The organism is Streptomyces sp. NPDC020780 (assembly GCF_044334475.1).
GTDB lineage: Bacteria > Actinomycetota > Actinomycetes > Streptomycetales > Streptomycetaceae > Streptomyces.
The window spans coordinates 199,432-214,619 of sequence record NZ_JBIRTB010000011.1 but is presented as its reverse complement, the minus strand read 5'-3'; the positions used below and the strand labels follow the sequence as shown (position 1 = coordinate 214,619).

Below are 15,188 nucleotides of genomic sequence, written 5' to 3'. Positions count from 1 at the left end.
CTTTGCCCGTTCTTTGCCCAACGTCGTCGCGCATGCATCTCGATTCGTTGTCGTCGCGCAGCGAGTGTACGGCTCGTCCTTCATGCCAGCACGATGCCAGCACGATTTGGGGCCGTTGTCAGTGGCAGGTGCTATCCCTGGGGCCATGATGAAGGGCGACGGGGCGGGGGCCTCAGGGGACTGCGTTCTGGATGTTCGGCTGTGGGGGAAGGAGAACGGGCTGCCGCGGCCATATCCGGTGATATGCCACCTCCTCGATACGGGCGCGGTGTTCCAGGAGCTGTGGGATGTCGTTCTGAGTGACGAGTCCAAGGCAGTTGTTGCGGATGCGCTCGGCCTGAGTGTGGTGGAGGCGCGCACGGTGGTCTCGTTCTGGGCCGGGCTGCATGACGTCGGCAAGATCACTCCCCCGTTCCAGGCACAAGTCCCCGACTGCTACAGGCCAATTCGTGACGACCCTGCCTACGTCAACGCACCGGGGGCCGAGGGTGAGAAGGGCTTTCGCCACGAGATCGCCTCTCACTGGGCTCTTTACCAGCTCTTCGAGGAAGCCGGTTATCCGGGCGGCGAGCGCCTGCTTCACAAGTCTGTGAGTCATCAGGTGGCGCAGTTGCTGGGCGGCCATCACGGCCTCTTCGGCGAGGTGCTGACGGCCAAGAAGGCGGCGCGGGCCGGTGACTACAACCCTGGTCTCGGGACGCATGGCTGGGCCGACCAGCGGCGGAAGCATTTCGAGGAGTTGCGGCGGGCCATGGGTGCGTTTGCGGTTCCTCGGGGTGGCCTGCCTCCAGGGTTGGCCGTGGTGGTGTCCGGGTTGGTTGTGGTGGCGGACTGGCTGGCGAGTCAGACATCTGCGATCGAGTCGCGGATCCCTGCTCCTGGCTGGTCGGGGACCGCCGAGGAGGTTGATGCCCACTGGCATGCTGCCGTGAGGGCAGCTCCGGCGTTGGTGCGGGCGGCGCGGCTGGGCCGGGCCCGGTTCTCCACCGGGGAGTTCGGTGAGATGTTCCCGTTCGCTCCGAACAGTTTGCAGCAGGATCTCGCCGAGCATCTTCCTGCGATGGTCGGTGAGCGCGGCCCCGGGCTGGTGTTGGTGACGGCTCCGACGGGTGACGGGAAGACGGAGGCTGCTTTGTTCGCGGCCTCGTTGCTGGGGCGGGCGGCGGGGGCCCGCGGGGTGTACTTCGCGCTGCCGACGATGGGAACGGCGGACGCGATGTTGCCGCGAGTGGAGGCATTCGCCGCGAGAGCGCTGTCCGGGGAGCGGGCATTGATGCTGCTTCACTCGATGGCGTGGCTGAGTGCCCCGAACAATGGGGACAAGGCGGCTGTGTTCGATGCTTCGGCCGGCGCGGGGTCCGTGAGTGCGGCCAAGGGCACGGCGGTTGAGGCTGACGGGTGGTTGCGGGGTGCGAAACGTGGGCTGCTCGCCCCGCTGGGTGTGGGCACCATCGATCAGGCTTTGAGCGCGGTGCTGCCTGTGCGGTACAACGCGCTGCGCCTGTTCGGGTTATCGGACAAGGTGTTCGTGGTCGACGAGGCGCACGCGTACGGGCCGTGGATGCACCAGCTTCTGGTGCGGCTGCTGGAGTGGCTGGGTGCGATGGGTGCCCCGGTGGTGCTGTTGTCGGCCACGCTGACGGGTCGTTCGGCCGGGTCGCTGGTGGACGCCTACCGGCATGGGGCGGGGTTCCGTGAGCCGTCGGGTGTGGTTCCGCGGTATCCGGGCTGGCTGTTCGCGAGCGGCGTCTCCGGTGAGGTGTCGGCCGCGCGGGGTACGGCGAGCAACCGTGCCCGGACGTTGAAGGTGACCCGTCGTCCGGTGGAGTGGGACGCCTCGGAGCCGGCTGGGGCGCCGGTACGGAAGGGCGGCCGGCGTGCTGCGCTGCGGAAGGTGCTGGCTCCCGTGGCCGCCGAGGGCGGTACGGCGCTGGTGTGCTGCACGACGGTGGCCGAGGCCCAGCAGACCTACCGGGATGTGCGTGCGGCCTTTCCTGAGCTTGCGGCACGCCCCGGTGGGGTGCGGCTGTTGCACTCCCGCTACCCGGCGGACGTACGAACGGCGATCACGGCCGAGTGCGAGGCCGCGTACGGGAAGCCGGGCGAGGAGACCGTTTCGGTGCGTCCCGGCTCGGTCCTGGTGGCAACTCAGGTGGTGGAGCAGTCCCTGGACTTCGACTTCGACCTGGTGGTGAGCGATCTGGCTCCACTGGCGCAGTTGTTGCAGCGTGCCGGGCGCGGGCGGCGGCACCCACGGGGGCCTCTCGGCCGGCCGGCGTGGGCGGCGACGGAGGACGCGCCGGAGCTGGTGGTCCTCGATCCTCTGGCCGCGCCCGACGGATCCGTCCCCCGCTCCTGGGGCACCGTCTACGACGCGGGACTGCTGGTGCGCACGTCACAGGCGATTGACCAGTGCGCCCTGGGCGGCATCGCGGTGCCTGATGCAGTGCAGCGGTTGGTCGATGAGGTGTACGAGGAGGAGTTCGTCGACCGGCTGGAGGGTGCGGCCCGTGAGGAGCTGGCGCGGCTGGACGAGGAGCGACTGGCGGGTGAGGCGGCTGAGCGGCATCTTGCGGCCTGGACGAGCATCTGCGCCCCGGCGGACGTGAAGGGCGATCTCAGCAAGCTGTCGGCCCGGGACGCGGGAGTGACCGAGGAGTTGCTGACGACGCGTCTGGGTGCCGACACGGGAAGGGTGCTCTGTCTGTACGCACAGGCCGACGGGAAGGCAACACTCGATCCCGCAGGCGATGTCCCGGGCCCTGCCGGAGGCCGGCACGGCCTCCGGGCGGCGGAACTGGCAGGCGTCGCGCGACGGGTGGCGCCGGTGCCGGGGCGGTGGCTGCGCGGCGCCGACCCAGGCGGAACGGTGCCGGAGAACTGGGGGACGCATCCCTCCCTCCGCGACCTCGTTGTACTGCGTATGAGCCCTGCGGGGGACGGGGTTTGGGCGTGCTCCCATGGGCGTTACACGGTCTCCATATCAGATGTCGGCCTAGAAGCTCAGTGATCTTCACGTTTAGATCACTTACCCTTCGCGTTTCCACTACGTTTCGGATGCGGCCTTCCGCAACCGGGGTGGCACGTAGTCGCCTCACGGGTGCGTGGCGAAGGGCCGCGCTCACCCATCCCGGCCTCCAGCGCTGTCTGAATGACGACAGGACACTTCCATGCCGACCGGCACGTTCAACCTGATCGACCAACCGTGTGTCCCCGTGCGCTGGAAGCCCGGCAGCACGGCCTCGGCCACGGGCACGCTCCCGGATCTGGTGGGGTTGCGTGAATTGATGCTGCGCAGTCACGAGATCGAGTCCCTGGCCGTCGCTGACGCGCCGGCACACGCAGCCCTGCTTCGCGTCCTGTACGCGCTCACGGCCGGAGTGGCTCACCTGACAGATCAGGGCCGCGAAGGTGACTGGGAGGAACGTCGCCTGGAGGCTCTGGACGCCGGCCAGTTCCCGCCCGGCGATGTCGATACGTACTTCGAGGCGTTCAGGGACCGGTTCTACCTGTTCGCACCGGGCGGGCGTCCGTGGATGCAGGATCCTCGCCTGGCTCATCAGTGCGACGCGACGAACACCGCCGGTGTCAACAAGCTCATCGTCACCCGCCCTTCGGGCAACAATCATTCCTGGTTCAGGCACGACACGGATGCCGCCCCCGAACTCCCGACCGCTCCCGAGGCCTTCCTCAGCCTTCTGGTATGGCACTACTACGGGCCGTCAGGGCGGTGTTCGTCCCGTGAGGTGAAGGGGGTGAAGACCGCGAGCGCCACCGCCGGACCGCTCCGCACAGCCCTGTCCTATCACCCTGAGGGCGACTCCCTCTTCGAGACACTGCTGGCCGGCCTGGTCCCGCCGGAGGACAGCGTGAACGGGCAGGATGACCTGTGCCCGTGGGAACAGGAGGATCTGCCGGACCCGGACCATCCGCCCAGGGAGTCCAGGGGGCCTCGTTCACGGCACACCGGCCGCTCGCAGCACGCGCTGCTCCTGCTGCCGGACGAGACCCACACCCATGTGCGCGACGCGTTCATCACCTGGGCGTACCGGGGTGAGCGGATGCCGCGGGAGGACGACTACCTGATCTGGCAGACCAGCCAGCAGGGCAACCGCTACCCGCGTCCCGCTGACGCCGGGCGCGCGCTGTGGCGGGACCTGGACGCTCTGCTGCTGCAGCACCCACCGGAGGGCAGCGCGCACCCGCAGCAGCCCCGTGTCTTCCGCACAGCGGTCCAGGTCTCGGAGGACCTGCGGGTGCGCGCGCTCGGCTTCGACCAGGAGGGCCAGGCCAAGGACACCCAGTTCGTCGACGCGAGCACTCCGGCGGTCCTCGGCTACGCCGAGAGGAACGACCCCCGTACCGTTCCCGCCGTCGGCCGCCTGCGGCAGTGCGGGGAACTGTACGGACGCCGTCTGGACCGGGCGGTCAAGCGTGCTTGGGCCGCCTATGTCAGGGACGCCAAAGCGGACGGTGGGGCCTGGGCGGCGGAGGCCGGGGCCCGGTACTGGCCGCGTGCAGAGGCGGAGTTCTGGGCACGGTTCCGTCTCCTGGACCGCAGCGGTGACGTGGCCGACGGCGGCTTCGACCCCGTGGCGACCCGTCGAGCCTTCCTGCGCCTGGCCGAGGAGGCGTACGACACGGTGACCGCGCCCGTCACCCGCACGCTACGGGGCGCGAAGGCCGTCTCGCAGGCCCGCATCGACCTCTACGGCGGAACCCCGAAACCCCGGGCGGCCTCACCCGGACCGCGTTCGAAGACCAAGGAGCCCACTACATGACGACCACTCCCCCACCGGCCGCCTCAGCCACCACCGACCCGCAGGAAGCAGCCGGCAAGATCCCGCAGCAGAACCGTGCCCCCCGGGCGGGCCGCTCACGTGCGTTCACCGACTGGATCGTGCAGGTCAGCGGCGAGGACCCCGGCGCCCGCAGCGCACTGCGCAGCGGGCTTCGGAAGGATCTCGATTCGGTGCGGCGCATGCACCGCCTGGTCTCCCCGTGGCTGCCGGAGCAGCGCTCCGAGGATGTGGAGCGCGCGTACTACACGGTCGCTGCGATGATCGCCGCCCAGCCACGCGGCGCTGTCGCCGTGCCGCAAGGAACCGCCGGCGGGCAGGCCCGATCGGACGGGCAGGAACCGGCCCCTGCCCGGCGGCGGCGCGCCAGTCTCGGCACGGCATTCGCGGCCGCCGTCACCGAAGGGCCTGGCCGCGAGAAGGAGATGCGGGCAGGAACCGCGGAGAGCCGCCTCAACCTCCTCACTCGTCAGAGCGTCAACGGCTTGCACCGGCACCTGCCCGCCTCCGTCGGATACCTGCGCTCGCTGGGCGTGGACATCGACTGGGCGCAGCTCCTGGACGACCTGGGCAACTGGCGTAAGCAGTCCGGGCGGATCTCCCGTATGTGGCTCCAGGACTTCTACCGGGCGCGAGACACCAACCTTGTCCAGCAGGCGGACGTTGCGGACGAGAGAGAGCTCACGGCCGAGGCGACAGCCGGCCCCGCCGCTCCCTGACCCCACGCATCCGATCCATCACATACCTCACGCACTTCCGTACGAAGGAGTCACACACCATGGCCATGGCCGCCCGCTTCATCGACATCCACATCATCCAGAGCGTCCCGTTCGCCAACCTGAACCGTGACGACACGAACTCGGTCAAGACGGTGCAGTACGGCAGCGTGCTCCGCACCCGGGTGAGCAGCCAGTCCTGGAAGCGGGCCGTCCGTGGTGTGTTCGAGGACCGCATCGGCCAGGCGGCGCTGCGTACCCGCCGCATCGGCGAGCGCGTCACCCGTCTCCTCACAGAGGACCGCGGATGGCCGCTGGATCTCGCGGAGAGGGCGGGGGCGCACACGGCAGCGGCCAGCAGCATCAAGTTCGAACTCGCGAAGGACCCGAAGGACTCCAAGCAGTCCCTCACGAACAAGGTCCTCACCAACGCGATGGTCTACGTCCCCGAGACCGCGGTAGCCGAACTCGCCAACCTGGCCGAGGAACACCGCGAGGCGCTGCAGGGCGCGAAGGACATCAGGAAGCCCGCCGACAAGAGCGTCCTGCCGGCGGACAAGGTCGAGGCGGTGCTGCGCTCCCGCAACGGCGTCATCAACCTCTTCGGCCGCATGCTCGCCGAGGTCGACAACGCCGGCGTCGACGGCGCCGTCCAGGTCGCCCACGCCCTCACCACCCACGAGACCGACGTCGAGCTCGACTATTTCTCCGCCGTCGACGACATCACCGCCACCTGGGGCGACCAGACCGGCAGCGGACATATGGGCCACACCGAGTTCAGCGCCGGCACCTTCTACCGGTATGCCACCGTGGACCTGCGCGACCTCGCCCGCAACGTCGGAGAGAACCCCGCCGAGCTCCGCGAACTCACCGCCGCCTTCCTCAGCGCGTTCATCCTCTCCCTGCCCCAGGCGAAGAAGAACTCCACCGCCCCGCACACCATCCCCGACCTCGTCCACGTCTCCGTCCGCACCGACCGGCCCCTGTCCTACGCCGCCGCGTTCGAGAGCCCCGTCGCCGCAGCCGGCCAGGGCGGCTACGCCGCCCCCTCCCGCACCACCCTGTCCGAGTACGCCGAGGCCGCCAACCGTCTCCTGGGCACCAACGGCATCCTCACCTCCGGCTGGGCCGGGGTCGACGCCAAGGGCCTCGACGGACTCGGCACCCGCCACACCGGCTTCGACACCCTCATCGACGCTTCCCTCGAGAAGGCCCTCGCCACCACGCTGTCCTCCGGCGGCGCCGCATGACCGCCCCTTTCCCGGCCCCCGAGCCGGGACTCCTGCTCCGCCTGACCGGGCCCCTGCAGTCCTGGGGGCTGCACAGCCACTTCAACGAACGTGACACCGCCGCCTTCCCGACCCGCTCCGGCGTCGTCGGCATGCTCGCATCCGCCCTCGGACGACACCGCGACCAACCCATCGACGACCTCACCGCGCTGCGGCTGACCGTGCGCACCGACCGGCCCGGCGTACTGCTGCGTGACCTGCACACCGTCGGCGGCGGCCTCCCCGGCAAAGCGACCGTGACCACGGCCGAACGCAAGAAGCGCCCCGGCGACACCGGCACGCTGCTCACCCACCGCGACTACCTTGCCGACGCCGCCTTCACCGTCGCCCTCACCACCCCGCAGACCACCGCCGAGACCCACGTGCTCCTGGAGCGTTGCGCTGACGCCCTACGCGCCCCCCGGTGGTCCCTGCACCTCGGGCGCCGCTCATGCCCGCCCGAAGGCCCCGTGCTGCTCGCACGCAGCGACGACGCACTGCACCACCTCATCCACCTGCCGCTCGCCGCACGACCGGCCCGCCAACGTGCTGCCGAGGGCTCCCCGGTCGAATTCCTTGCAGACCGCCCGCTGACACACCTGCCCGCTCCGGCCCACACGGTCGGCGAGACCAACGAAGACGGCACCCACTCGTCGGGCGAACTCAACGACCAGCCTGTCAGCTACCACCCCAGCCGACGCGCCTACCGCGCCCGGCCGCTGTACCGGCGCACCCTGCTCCTGCCCCACACCCAATTCGCCGGTCTCGGAAGAGACCAGCTCGCAGCCCTGGGCCGCTACCTCGACACCCGGCTGGACACCGAAGGGAGCCGACGATGACACTCTGGCTCACCCGCATCGTTCCCGACGCCCGCTCCCAGGACGCCCGCCGCGATCTCGCGGGGGCCATCGGCATGCACCGCCGCGTCATGAGCCTCTTCCCGTCAGACGCCGGCCCCGACCCTCGTGCCCGGTTCGGCGTCCTTTTCCGCACCGAGGACACCCCCGCCGGCCCGCACCTGCTCATCCAGTCCGCCCACGAACCCGACACCGCACTCCTCCCCCACGGTTACGGCACAGCCCTCTCCCGTCCCCTCGACGCACTCATCGACGCCATCCGCCCCGGACTCACCGTCCGTTACCGGTGCGTCGCAAGCCCTGTACGCAAACCCGGCGCTACCACCCGAACCCTTTACAACCTCCCGCCCGTCGTCCCTCTCACCGGCGCGGCAGCCGACGAATGGTGGCTCCGCCAAGCCGACCAAGGCGGACTCAAGCCCCTCACCCACCACTCCCACCCGCTGGACGCCGTACGCGGCGAACGCCGCCCCGGCGACGCCCCACCCCAGCGCATCCGCCACGCCCGCACCCAGTTCGACGGCACCGCCGCCATCATCGACACCGACAGGCTCCGAACAGCCGTCCTCAACGGCATCGGACGCGGCAAGGCTTATGGATGCGGTCTTCTCAGCATCGCCCCCGCGAGGCAACCTCAGTGACTCCACGCTCCGCGGCCAAGCCCCTCACCACCAACAACGCCCGCCGCAAACTCGCCGCACCCACCGTCGCCATGCTCCCCCGCTTCGCCGACTCCCTGTCCTTCCTCTACGTCGACATCGTCCGCATCCACCAGGACGACACCGGAGTCTGCGCCGAAGTCACCAGCGAACAACGAGGACCCGAAACCGTCTACCTGCCGACCGCAGCCCTCAGCTGCGTCCTCCTCGGCCCCGGCACCTCCATCACCGCACGCGCCCTCACCACCTTTGCCAGAAACGGCACCACCGTCATCACCGCCGGATCAGGAGGCGTCCGCTGCTACTCCGCAGCCGTCCCCGAATCCCTCACCACCCTCTGGCTCGAACGCCAGACCCGCGCCTGGGCCAATGACACCCACCGCCTCGCGATCGCCCAGGCCATGTACGAACTCCGCTTCGGGGACGGCACCGCCACCGGCGGAACCAACCTCGAAAAGCTCCGCGGCATGGAGGGCCAACGCGTCAAAGCCCACTATCAACTCCTGGCCCGCCAGTACAAGATCGGGCGCTTCCGGCGCGCCTACGACCCCGCATCCTGGGACAGCCAGGACCCCGTCAACCTGGCCCTGTCCTCGGCCAACACCTGCCTCTACGGCATCGCCCATGCCGCGATCACCGCCCTCGGCTGCTCGCCCGCCCTGGGCTTTGTCCACAGCGGCAACCAGCAAGCCTTCGTCTACGACATCGCAGACCTCTACAAAGCCGAACTCACCATCCCCCTCGCGTTCTCCCTCCACGCATCGTCCAACCCGGAGGGCGAAGCCCGCCGCTCCTTCCGCCACGAGCTTCGCCTCTTCCAGCTTCTCCCTCGCATCGTCACCGACATCCAGCAGCTCCTCGACCCCGGCCACACCTACGAACGCCCCGACCCCGAAGAGCAGATGGTCGATCTTTGGGACCCGGTCTCCGGATCAGTCCCCGCCGGCGTCAACCACGGGAATCAACTGTGAACCGTCCACCGGAAGGACACGACGCATGTCCTCCATGATCGTCATCTCGGCAACTGCCGTCCCTGACCACCTCCGCGGCGCTCTCACCCGCTGGCTCCTCGAAGTCACGCCCGAGCTCTACGTCGGCACCGTCTCCGCCAAGGTCCGCGATGAGCTCTGGGCAGCCGTCACCGCCTGCACCAACGACGGCATCGCAGTCCTCGCCCACCCCGCATACAACGAACAAGGCTTCCAACTACGCACAACTGGCACCCGCCGCCGAGAACCCGTCAACTTCGACGGCCTCACCCTGATCGCCTTCCAGCGAGAAAGTCAAGAAATGGCAAACCCCCACTAACGTGCCAGGTCAAAAAGGGTCCTCTCCGCGCGAGCGGAGGTGAACCGGACGGCCTTTCCCATGACGGCCAATGGTCCGAGTCCTCTCCGCGCGAGCGGAGGTGAACCGGCTCGACGAACGAACGAACGCCCAGGACGCGGGTCCTCTCCGCGCGAGCGGAGGTGAACCGAGTGAAGGGTAGTGAAGGGTTTTCCGTTAATCGTCCTCTCCGCGCGAGCGGAGGTGAACCGGCCAACGCGCTGGACGGGCTCGACTCCATCGCGTCCTCTCCGCGCGAGCGGAGGTGAACCGGTCCGCGAGTTCCAGGTGCGCCAGGACCTCACGTCCTCTCCGCGCGAGCGGAGGTGAACCGTCCGGGGGCGTCGGTCGGGGTGCGGTCCCGTCGTCCTCTCCGCGCGAGCGGAGGTGAACCGTCCTCGTCCTGGTCCGGCTTCGGCGGTCAGGAGTCCTCTCCGCGCGAGCGGAGGTGAACCGCCGTCCTGCGGGGCGACTCCGCGCCGGTACTGGGTCCTCTCCGCGCGAGCGGAGGTGAACCGGAAGGGTCCGCCGGGATCTCCCGCGTCGCCAAGTCCTCTCCGCGCGAGCGGAGGTGAACCGCGACGGGAGTTGGGGAATGAGGCTTTCCAGTAGTCCTCTCCGCGCGAGCGGAGGTGAACCGCCAGTCTGCGACATCCTGTGTCATGGTCTGCCGTCCTCTCCGCGCGAGCGGAGGTGAACCGTGGCCGGTACGGAGAGCGCGGCCAAGGATGCCGTCCTCTCCGCGCGAGCGGAGGTGAACCGGCCCGGCGCATGAAGCAAGATCCGGTGGAGTGGTCCTCTCCGCGCGAGCGGAGGTGAACCGCCGTGTCCACCGATCCACCGCCCACCCCCGTCGTCCTCTCCGCGCGAGCGGAGGTGAACCGCCTGCGCAGCTGTCGCATGCGGAGAACCGGGCGTCCTCTCCGCGCGAGCGGAGGTGAACCGACGTCGAGGTGGTCACCACGGTGGCCTCGGCCGTCCTCTCCGCGCGAGCGGAGGTGAACCGCTGATGCGGGTCATGTGTGGACCTTTCGGTAGGTCCTCTCCGCGCGAGCGGAGGTGAACCGTTGTAGGCGATGTCGGAGTAGTTCTCCTTGACGTCCTCTCCGCGCGAGCGGAGGTGAACCGGCCCCCAAGGGCCTGGAATGGTGCGCGAAGCGGTCCTCTCCGCGCGAGCGGAGGTGAACCGCGCTGGGCCGCCGAGGAAGCCGCCGCTGAGACGTCCTCTCCGCGCGAGCGGAGGTGAACCGCCCTACGCCATCGACCCTGCCTCTCTGCGTGTGTCCTCTCCGCGCGAGCGGAGGTGAACCGCCGGCCGCGGAGTAGCCGGAGCATGCGGAAGCGTCCTCTCCGCGCGAGCGGAGGTGAACCGTCCGCGTCCCCGCCCCCACCCCGGCCGCCGGAGCGCCGGCGTCCTCTCCGCGCGAGCGGAGGTGACCGGGCCGCCGCAGCGAACTCTTCGGTATCGCCCGGTCCTCTCCGCGCGAGCGGAGGTAAACCGTGGCCCGTGCCCTAGGAGTGAGCGAGACAGTGGTCCTCTCCGCGCGAGCGGAGGTGAACCGTCAGGCGACTACGGCAAAAAGCTGCTCGGGCTGTCCTCTCCGCGCGAGCGGAGGTGAACCGTGCTGTTCCACCCATGGCCAGAAGGCGGGGTAGTCCTCCCCGCGCGAGCGGAGGTGAACCGGCGATCCGCGCGGTGCACACCGGGATCATCGAGTCCTCTCCGCGCGAGTGGATGCACAGGGCGCCAGTACTTCGACCCCGACAAGAGCTTCCGGTCCAACCTGGACCGCAGCGCACACCCGGCCGCGCGGAGGACGTGGACGAGTAGTCCCCGCACGTATGCGGGAGGGCCCCGCCGCAACGCCGGATCGGCGTGCGGCGGGGCCCTCCCGCGTAGGTTGCTCAGCCGGCGACGAGCCCGACGAACCCGGCCCACGCGTCCGGGGTGACGGTCAGGACGGGGCCGCCGGACTGCTTCGAGTCCCGGATGTGCACGTGGGCGGCCGCGGCGGCGAACTCGACGCACTCGCCGCCGTCGCCGCTGCTGTAACTGCTCTTGAACCAAGCGCTCTCAGGCACTGGGCGGGCAGTGGTTTGTGCGCTCATGTCTCCCCAATCAGCTTCACGATCAACGCTGACGACTCAGCGGGCGTCAAAGCCTGCGATCGGAGAATGCCATAGCGGGCTTCGAGCACGCGAACTTTTCGGCTGCCAGTGTAGAGACGACTGTCACTCTGGACCTCAGCGTACGCGATGCGTTGTCCGTTGTCCGTGTCGATCAGAGCGAACGGCCCGCCAAGGCCTGCGCTGTCCTCACGGTCAGTAGGCATGACTTGAACCTCCACACTGCGCAATTGCCCGGTCAACAGAATCTGCTCCAGAGTGTTCCGCATCATCTGCTTCCCGCCGATCGGCCGACGAAGAACGGCTTCCTCGATTACGAAACTCAGCAGGGGAACGGGGGTCCGGTTGAAGACGTCCTGCCTCACCATTCGCGCTTCCAAACGCTGCTCGATCACGTCATCCTCCAGGAGCGGGCGCTCCATCTGGAAGACAGCACGTGCGTACTCCTCCGTCTGAAGCAACCCTGGCACGGCGTTCACTGCGTACACGCTCATGGCGGCAGCACGCGCCTCCAGCCGCGCCATGTCCCGAAAGAACGCCGGATACTGCGACCGCGCCAGCTCCTCCTTCAACGCCACCAGCAGCCCACCCGCCTCCAGCACCCGGTCCGCCTTGTCGACGAACTCCGGCTGCGGGATGCGCCGTCCCTGCTCGAACGAGGCCACCGACTGCGCCGCGTACCCCACCCGCTTGCCGAACTCCACCCGGTCCAGCCCCGACCGCACCCGCAGCAGCTTCAACTGCCGCCCGAACGCGACCGCAACCCCGTTCTCCGACCTGCCCTCCGAGCGTCCCCCGGAATCCGAAGAGGACTCGGCCCCATCCCCCACGCCCACGCCCACGCCCGACTCGTCCTGCGTCATCCGCCACCACCTGTCCCCGTACGTACACACCCCACGTCCGTCGCGCCCCACCGTCACACAACGGACAGCCCTTCACGGCTCACCCACCAGGACGACAACATCCGCGTCCGCGTCCCCCGGACCGCAGCGCCCGCCTTGGCCCGCCCCGCTCGGGCACCGTAATCACGCGCTCATCCGCCCGCACGGCGTCTGCCGGTGGTTCCCTCCAAAGAGTGGGTGGCCGCGAGCCGTATCGCGCCCGTCCCGCCACCGTTGGTCCCGCAGTCTCTGCGCGGCTCACCGGTCGACCCCACGAGAGGATTCCCACATGGTCAGGACCACCCAACTTCGCACCTACACCGTCCGCGACGGCCTGCTGGACGCATGGGTGCAACGGTGGAAGGCCGACATCCTGCCGCTGCGGCTCGAGTGGGGGTTCACGATCGGCGGCGCCTGGATCGACCGGGAGCACAATCAGTTCGTCTGGCTGGTCTCCTACGACGGCCCGGAGACGTTCGCCGAGCGCAACGCGACGTACTGGGCGTCGCCGGCCCGCAAGGCCATGGACCTCGATCCGGACGACTACCTCGTCAGCACCGACGAGCGGACGGTGGAACAGTGGTACTGACGTCCTGGTGGACGCCCAGGAACGGCCACCTCTCCTCTCGTAGGTGTCGGCTCTCCGGTCACGCACGGTCCCTGCAGCAGCCCGGTGGGATGGTTACTTCGATTCCAGCCGTCCCAGCGGGTGCGAGTCACCGGAGAGCGCGACGTGCGCCGTTTCCCAGTCGGTGTGGTCGATCCCGGTGACGTGACGGAGGTAGGCGAGGGTGACGTGCTGGACGAGGGCTACGCGCCCCGGATGTTCGTCGGTCGTTTCTGCCGCTTCGTAGCCGACGATGCCGCCGAGGGAGTGCTGGCCGCCGTGGACCGTCAGCAGGCTCTTGCCGCTGGGGCTGAGGGTGTACGGGTCGGTCGTCCAGGATGGCCCTCGGGTGGAGAGCGGAAGTTCGTCCTCGTCCCCGGCGACAACGAGTCCGGGCGCGGTCATGTGGGAAAAGTCCTGGCCGCTCAGCCAGGGAGCGTTCTCGATGGCGAAAGGGGTCAATTCGTCTCCGCCCCTGCCTGCGGTGGCCAGCTGGATGCTCGCCGTGATCCGTCGGTCGGACATCTCCTGCGCGATACCCGTCACCGGGTCCGTGACGCGCAGGCCGACGAGGGTACCCGCGGTCTGTCCGCCGAAGGAATGCCCCGCCGCGACGATGCGGCTGCGGTCCACCCGGTGGGCCAGGGCAGGTACGGACGCCTCCAGGTGATCCAGTTCGTCGAGGATCTGCTTCATGTCCTGCACGCGGTAGCGCCACATGTGCGGTGTGCGGGGATCGTCGGCGAGGATGCCGAAGCGCCTGGAGTCGAGGTGTGTGGCCTGGATCACCACGAAGCCATGGGAGGCCCAGTGGTCGATCAGCGGCGCGTAGCCGTCCAGATGCGAACCGAATCCGTGCGCGAAGAGCACGATCGGCAGATTCGTTCCGGTGACCGGCGCGGAGACCCGTACGTGCAGGTCCTCGCCGCGATACGGCGCGGGAAGCACGACCGGTGCCACCGACACGGTCGGGGTGGACGGGGTGCGGGTGAGGCCGGTCATCTGGCTCGCGTTCGTTCTCGCGTTCGCTCTCGCGTTCATTCTCGCGTTCTCCTTGCATTCAGGTCTTCGTACGCCAGGAGACGGACCGGAGAGGAGTCCCCTGGTGAGGTGCACTCGCGTTACGCTAAAACCTGACGTCGACGTCAGAGGCAAGTCGCGTGACGGAAGTCGCACAGGAGAGAGATGCGCGTCGGAGAACTCGCCGCCCGGACCGGTGTCAGCGTCCGGGCGCTTCGCTACTACGAAGAGCAGAACCTGCTCGGCGCCGAGCGCAGCCGTAGCGGCCAGCGCCACTACCCCGAGAGCGCTGTCGACCGGGTCCAGCTCATCCAGCAGCTCTACGCCGCCGGGCTGGCCAGTAGGACCATCGCCGAACTCCTGCCGTGCGTCGTCGACGGCCGGGCCACACCCGCCCTGCTCAAGCGGCTGGCAACCGAGCGCGAGCATGTCGACCAGCGCATCACCGATCTTCTGCAAGCCCGGGACCGGCTCGACTCGGTCATCACCGCCGCCGGCAGCAACATGCTCACGGGCATCTCCTGCCAGAAGGAGACCGGAGTGCACGTCGAGCACTGACGGCGACCGGGACGACGGGCCGGCCGCGCGTCGCGCTACGACGCGAGGGGCGTCCCCGGGGGCGGCAGCCCGCGGTGCGTCCTGCCGAAACGGGTGACGGGTAGTCTGCAGCCCCCTGCGCTTCCGCGGGCGGCGAACTCCGGCGCCGTCATCCCCTGCACCACCGCGCGGGACGCCACGCCCGATCTGCGGGGGACGCCTCCTCGGCGCCGCTCCAGGGGTCTTGCGTGACGCCGCTCCGCGAGCAGGCCCGCATCAGATCCCTGACCCGGCGCCGGGCTTCGACCCGGGCGATCGGGCCCGCTGTCCCGCTCTCCAGGCCCTCGAACGCCTCCTGCCGACGGGCAGGTCGTACGCCTGTGTCCCGGGG

The 15,188-nt window shown here is 69.2% G+C and carries 13 protein-coding genes and 1 CRISPR repeat array; of the genes, 10 read left to right on the top strand and 3 right to left on the bottom strand.

The window, feature by feature from the left end:
• Positions 1 to 145 precede the first annotated feature (145 nt).
• From ACH4VO_RS22730 to cas2e, 8 genes are all read left to right on the top strand, one after another.
• The gene (locus ACH4VO_RS22730) at positions 146 to 3,010 is read left to right on the top strand and encodes a CRISPR-associated endonuclease Cas3'' (protein WP_360995335.1); all 2,865 of its coding nucleotides are present in this window, start codon (positions 146 to 148) and stop codon (positions 3,008 to 3,010) included.
• A 160-nt stretch (positions 3,011 to 3,170) separates the two neighbouring features.
• On the top strand, positions 3,171 to 4,781 hold the full coding sequence (gene casA, locus ACH4VO_RS22725; RefSeq protein ID WP_360995339.1) for a type I-E CRISPR-associated protein Cse1/CasA: 1,611 nt from the start codon (positions 3,171 to 3,173) through the stop codon (positions 4,779 to 4,781).
• Positions 4,778 to 5,518 carry a type I-E CRISPR-associated protein Cse2/CasB gene (gene casB, locus ACH4VO_RS22720; protein WP_360995342.1) on the top strand — a complete coding sequence of 247 codons (741 nt, stop codon included), beginning with the start codon at positions 4,778 to 4,780 and terminating at the stop codon, positions 5,516 to 5,518. The genes casA and casB overlap by 4 nt, the downstream gene beginning before the upstream one ends.
• A 59-nt stretch (positions 5,519 to 5,577) precedes the next feature.
• Positions 5,578 to 6,765 carry a type I-E CRISPR-associated protein Cas7/Cse4/CasC gene (gene cas7e / locus ACH4VO_RS22715; RefSeq protein WP_360995345.1) on the top strand — a complete coding sequence of 396 codons (1,188 nt, stop codon included), beginning with the start codon at positions 5,578 to 5,580 and terminating at the stop codon, positions 6,763 to 6,765.
• The gene (cas5e, locus tag ACH4VO_RS22710) at positions 6,762 to 7,622 is read left to right on the top strand and encodes a type I-E CRISPR-associated protein Cas5/CasD (RefSeq protein WP_360995348.1); all 861 of its coding nucleotides are present in this window, start codon (positions 6,762 to 6,764) and stop codon (positions 7,620 to 7,622) included. Before cas7e ends, cas5e begins: the two co-directional genes overlap by 4 nt.
• Positions 7,619 to 8,281: a type I-E CRISPR-associated protein Cas6/Cse3/CasE gene (cas6e, locus tag ACH4VO_RS22705; RefSeq protein WP_360995351.1), complete on the top strand. Its 663-nt coding sequence runs from the start codon at positions 7,619 to 7,621 to the stop codon at positions 8,279 to 8,281. The genes cas5e and cas6e overlap by 4 nt, the downstream gene beginning before the upstream one ends.
• Positions 8,282 to 8,352: 71 nt before the next feature.
• Positions 8,353 to 9,270: a type I-E CRISPR-associated endonuclease Cas1e gene (gene cas1e / locus ACH4VO_RS22700; RefSeq protein ID WP_360995433.1), complete on the top strand. Its 918-nt coding sequence runs from the start codon at positions 8,353 to 8,355 to the stop codon at positions 9,268 to 9,270.
• Between the two features lie 25 nt (positions 9,271 to 9,295).
• Positions 9,296 to 9,607 (top strand): type I-E CRISPR-associated endoribonuclease Cas2e, encoded by a 312-nt coding sequence (gene cas2e, locus ACH4VO_RS22695; RefSeq protein ID WP_360995354.1) that lies wholly within the window; start codon positions 9,296 to 9,298, stop codon positions 9,605 to 9,607.
• An 18-nt stretch (positions 9,608 to 9,625) separates the two neighbouring features.
• Positions 9,626 to 11,309: a CRISPR direct-repeat array (repeat unit 22 nt; unit sequence CCGCGCGAGCGGAGGTGAACCG).
• Positions 11,310 to 11,530: 221 nt separating this feature from the next.
• On the opposite strand, the gene ACH4VO_RS22690 is transcribed toward cas2e, so the two are convergent.
• Together ACH4VO_RS22690 and ACH4VO_RS22685 are read right to left on the bottom strand one after the other, a co-directional pair.
• The gene (locus tag ACH4VO_RS22690) at positions 11,531 to 11,734 is read right to left on the bottom strand and encodes a DUF397 domain-containing protein (RefSeq protein WP_360995356.1); all 204 of its coding nucleotides are present in this window, start codon (positions 11,732 to 11,734) and stop codon (positions 11,531 to 11,533) included.
• Positions 11,731 to 12,615 (bottom strand): helix-turn-helix transcriptional regulator, encoded by an 885-nt coding sequence (locus ACH4VO_RS22685; protein WP_360995359.1) that lies wholly within the window; start codon positions 12,613 to 12,615, stop codon positions 11,731 to 11,733. Before ACH4VO_RS22685 ends, ACH4VO_RS22690 begins: the two co-directional genes overlap by 4 nt.
• A gap of 307 nt (positions 12,616 to 12,922) precedes the next feature.
• On the opposite strand from ACH4VO_RS22685, the gene ACH4VO_RS22680 reads away from it, so the two are divergent.
• Complete coding sequence (locus ACH4VO_RS22680) at positions 12,923 to 13,222, top strand: NIPSNAP family protein (RefSeq protein ID WP_360995362.1); 300 nt, start codon at positions 12,923 to 12,925, stop codon at positions 13,220 to 13,222.
• Positions 13,223 to 13,315: 93 nt separating this feature from the next.
• On the opposite strand, the gene ACH4VO_RS22675 is transcribed toward ACH4VO_RS22680, so the two are convergent.
• Positions 13,316 to 14,242, bottom strand: a complete 927-nt coding sequence (locus ACH4VO_RS22675; protein WP_360995436.1) for a serine aminopeptidase domain-containing protein — start codon at positions 14,240 to 14,242, stop codon at positions 13,316 to 13,318.
• Positions 14,243 to 14,425: 183 nt separating this feature from the next.
• Here ACH4VO_RS22675 and ACH4VO_RS22670 point away from each other — a divergent pair, with 183 nt between their 5' ends.
• Positions 14,426 to 14,818, top strand: coding sequence for a MerR family transcriptional regulator (locus ACH4VO_RS22670; RefSeq protein ID WP_360995365.1), 393 nt, complete (start codon positions 14,426 to 14,428; stop codon positions 14,816 to 14,818).
• Positions 14,819 to 15,188 lie beyond the last annotated feature (370 nt).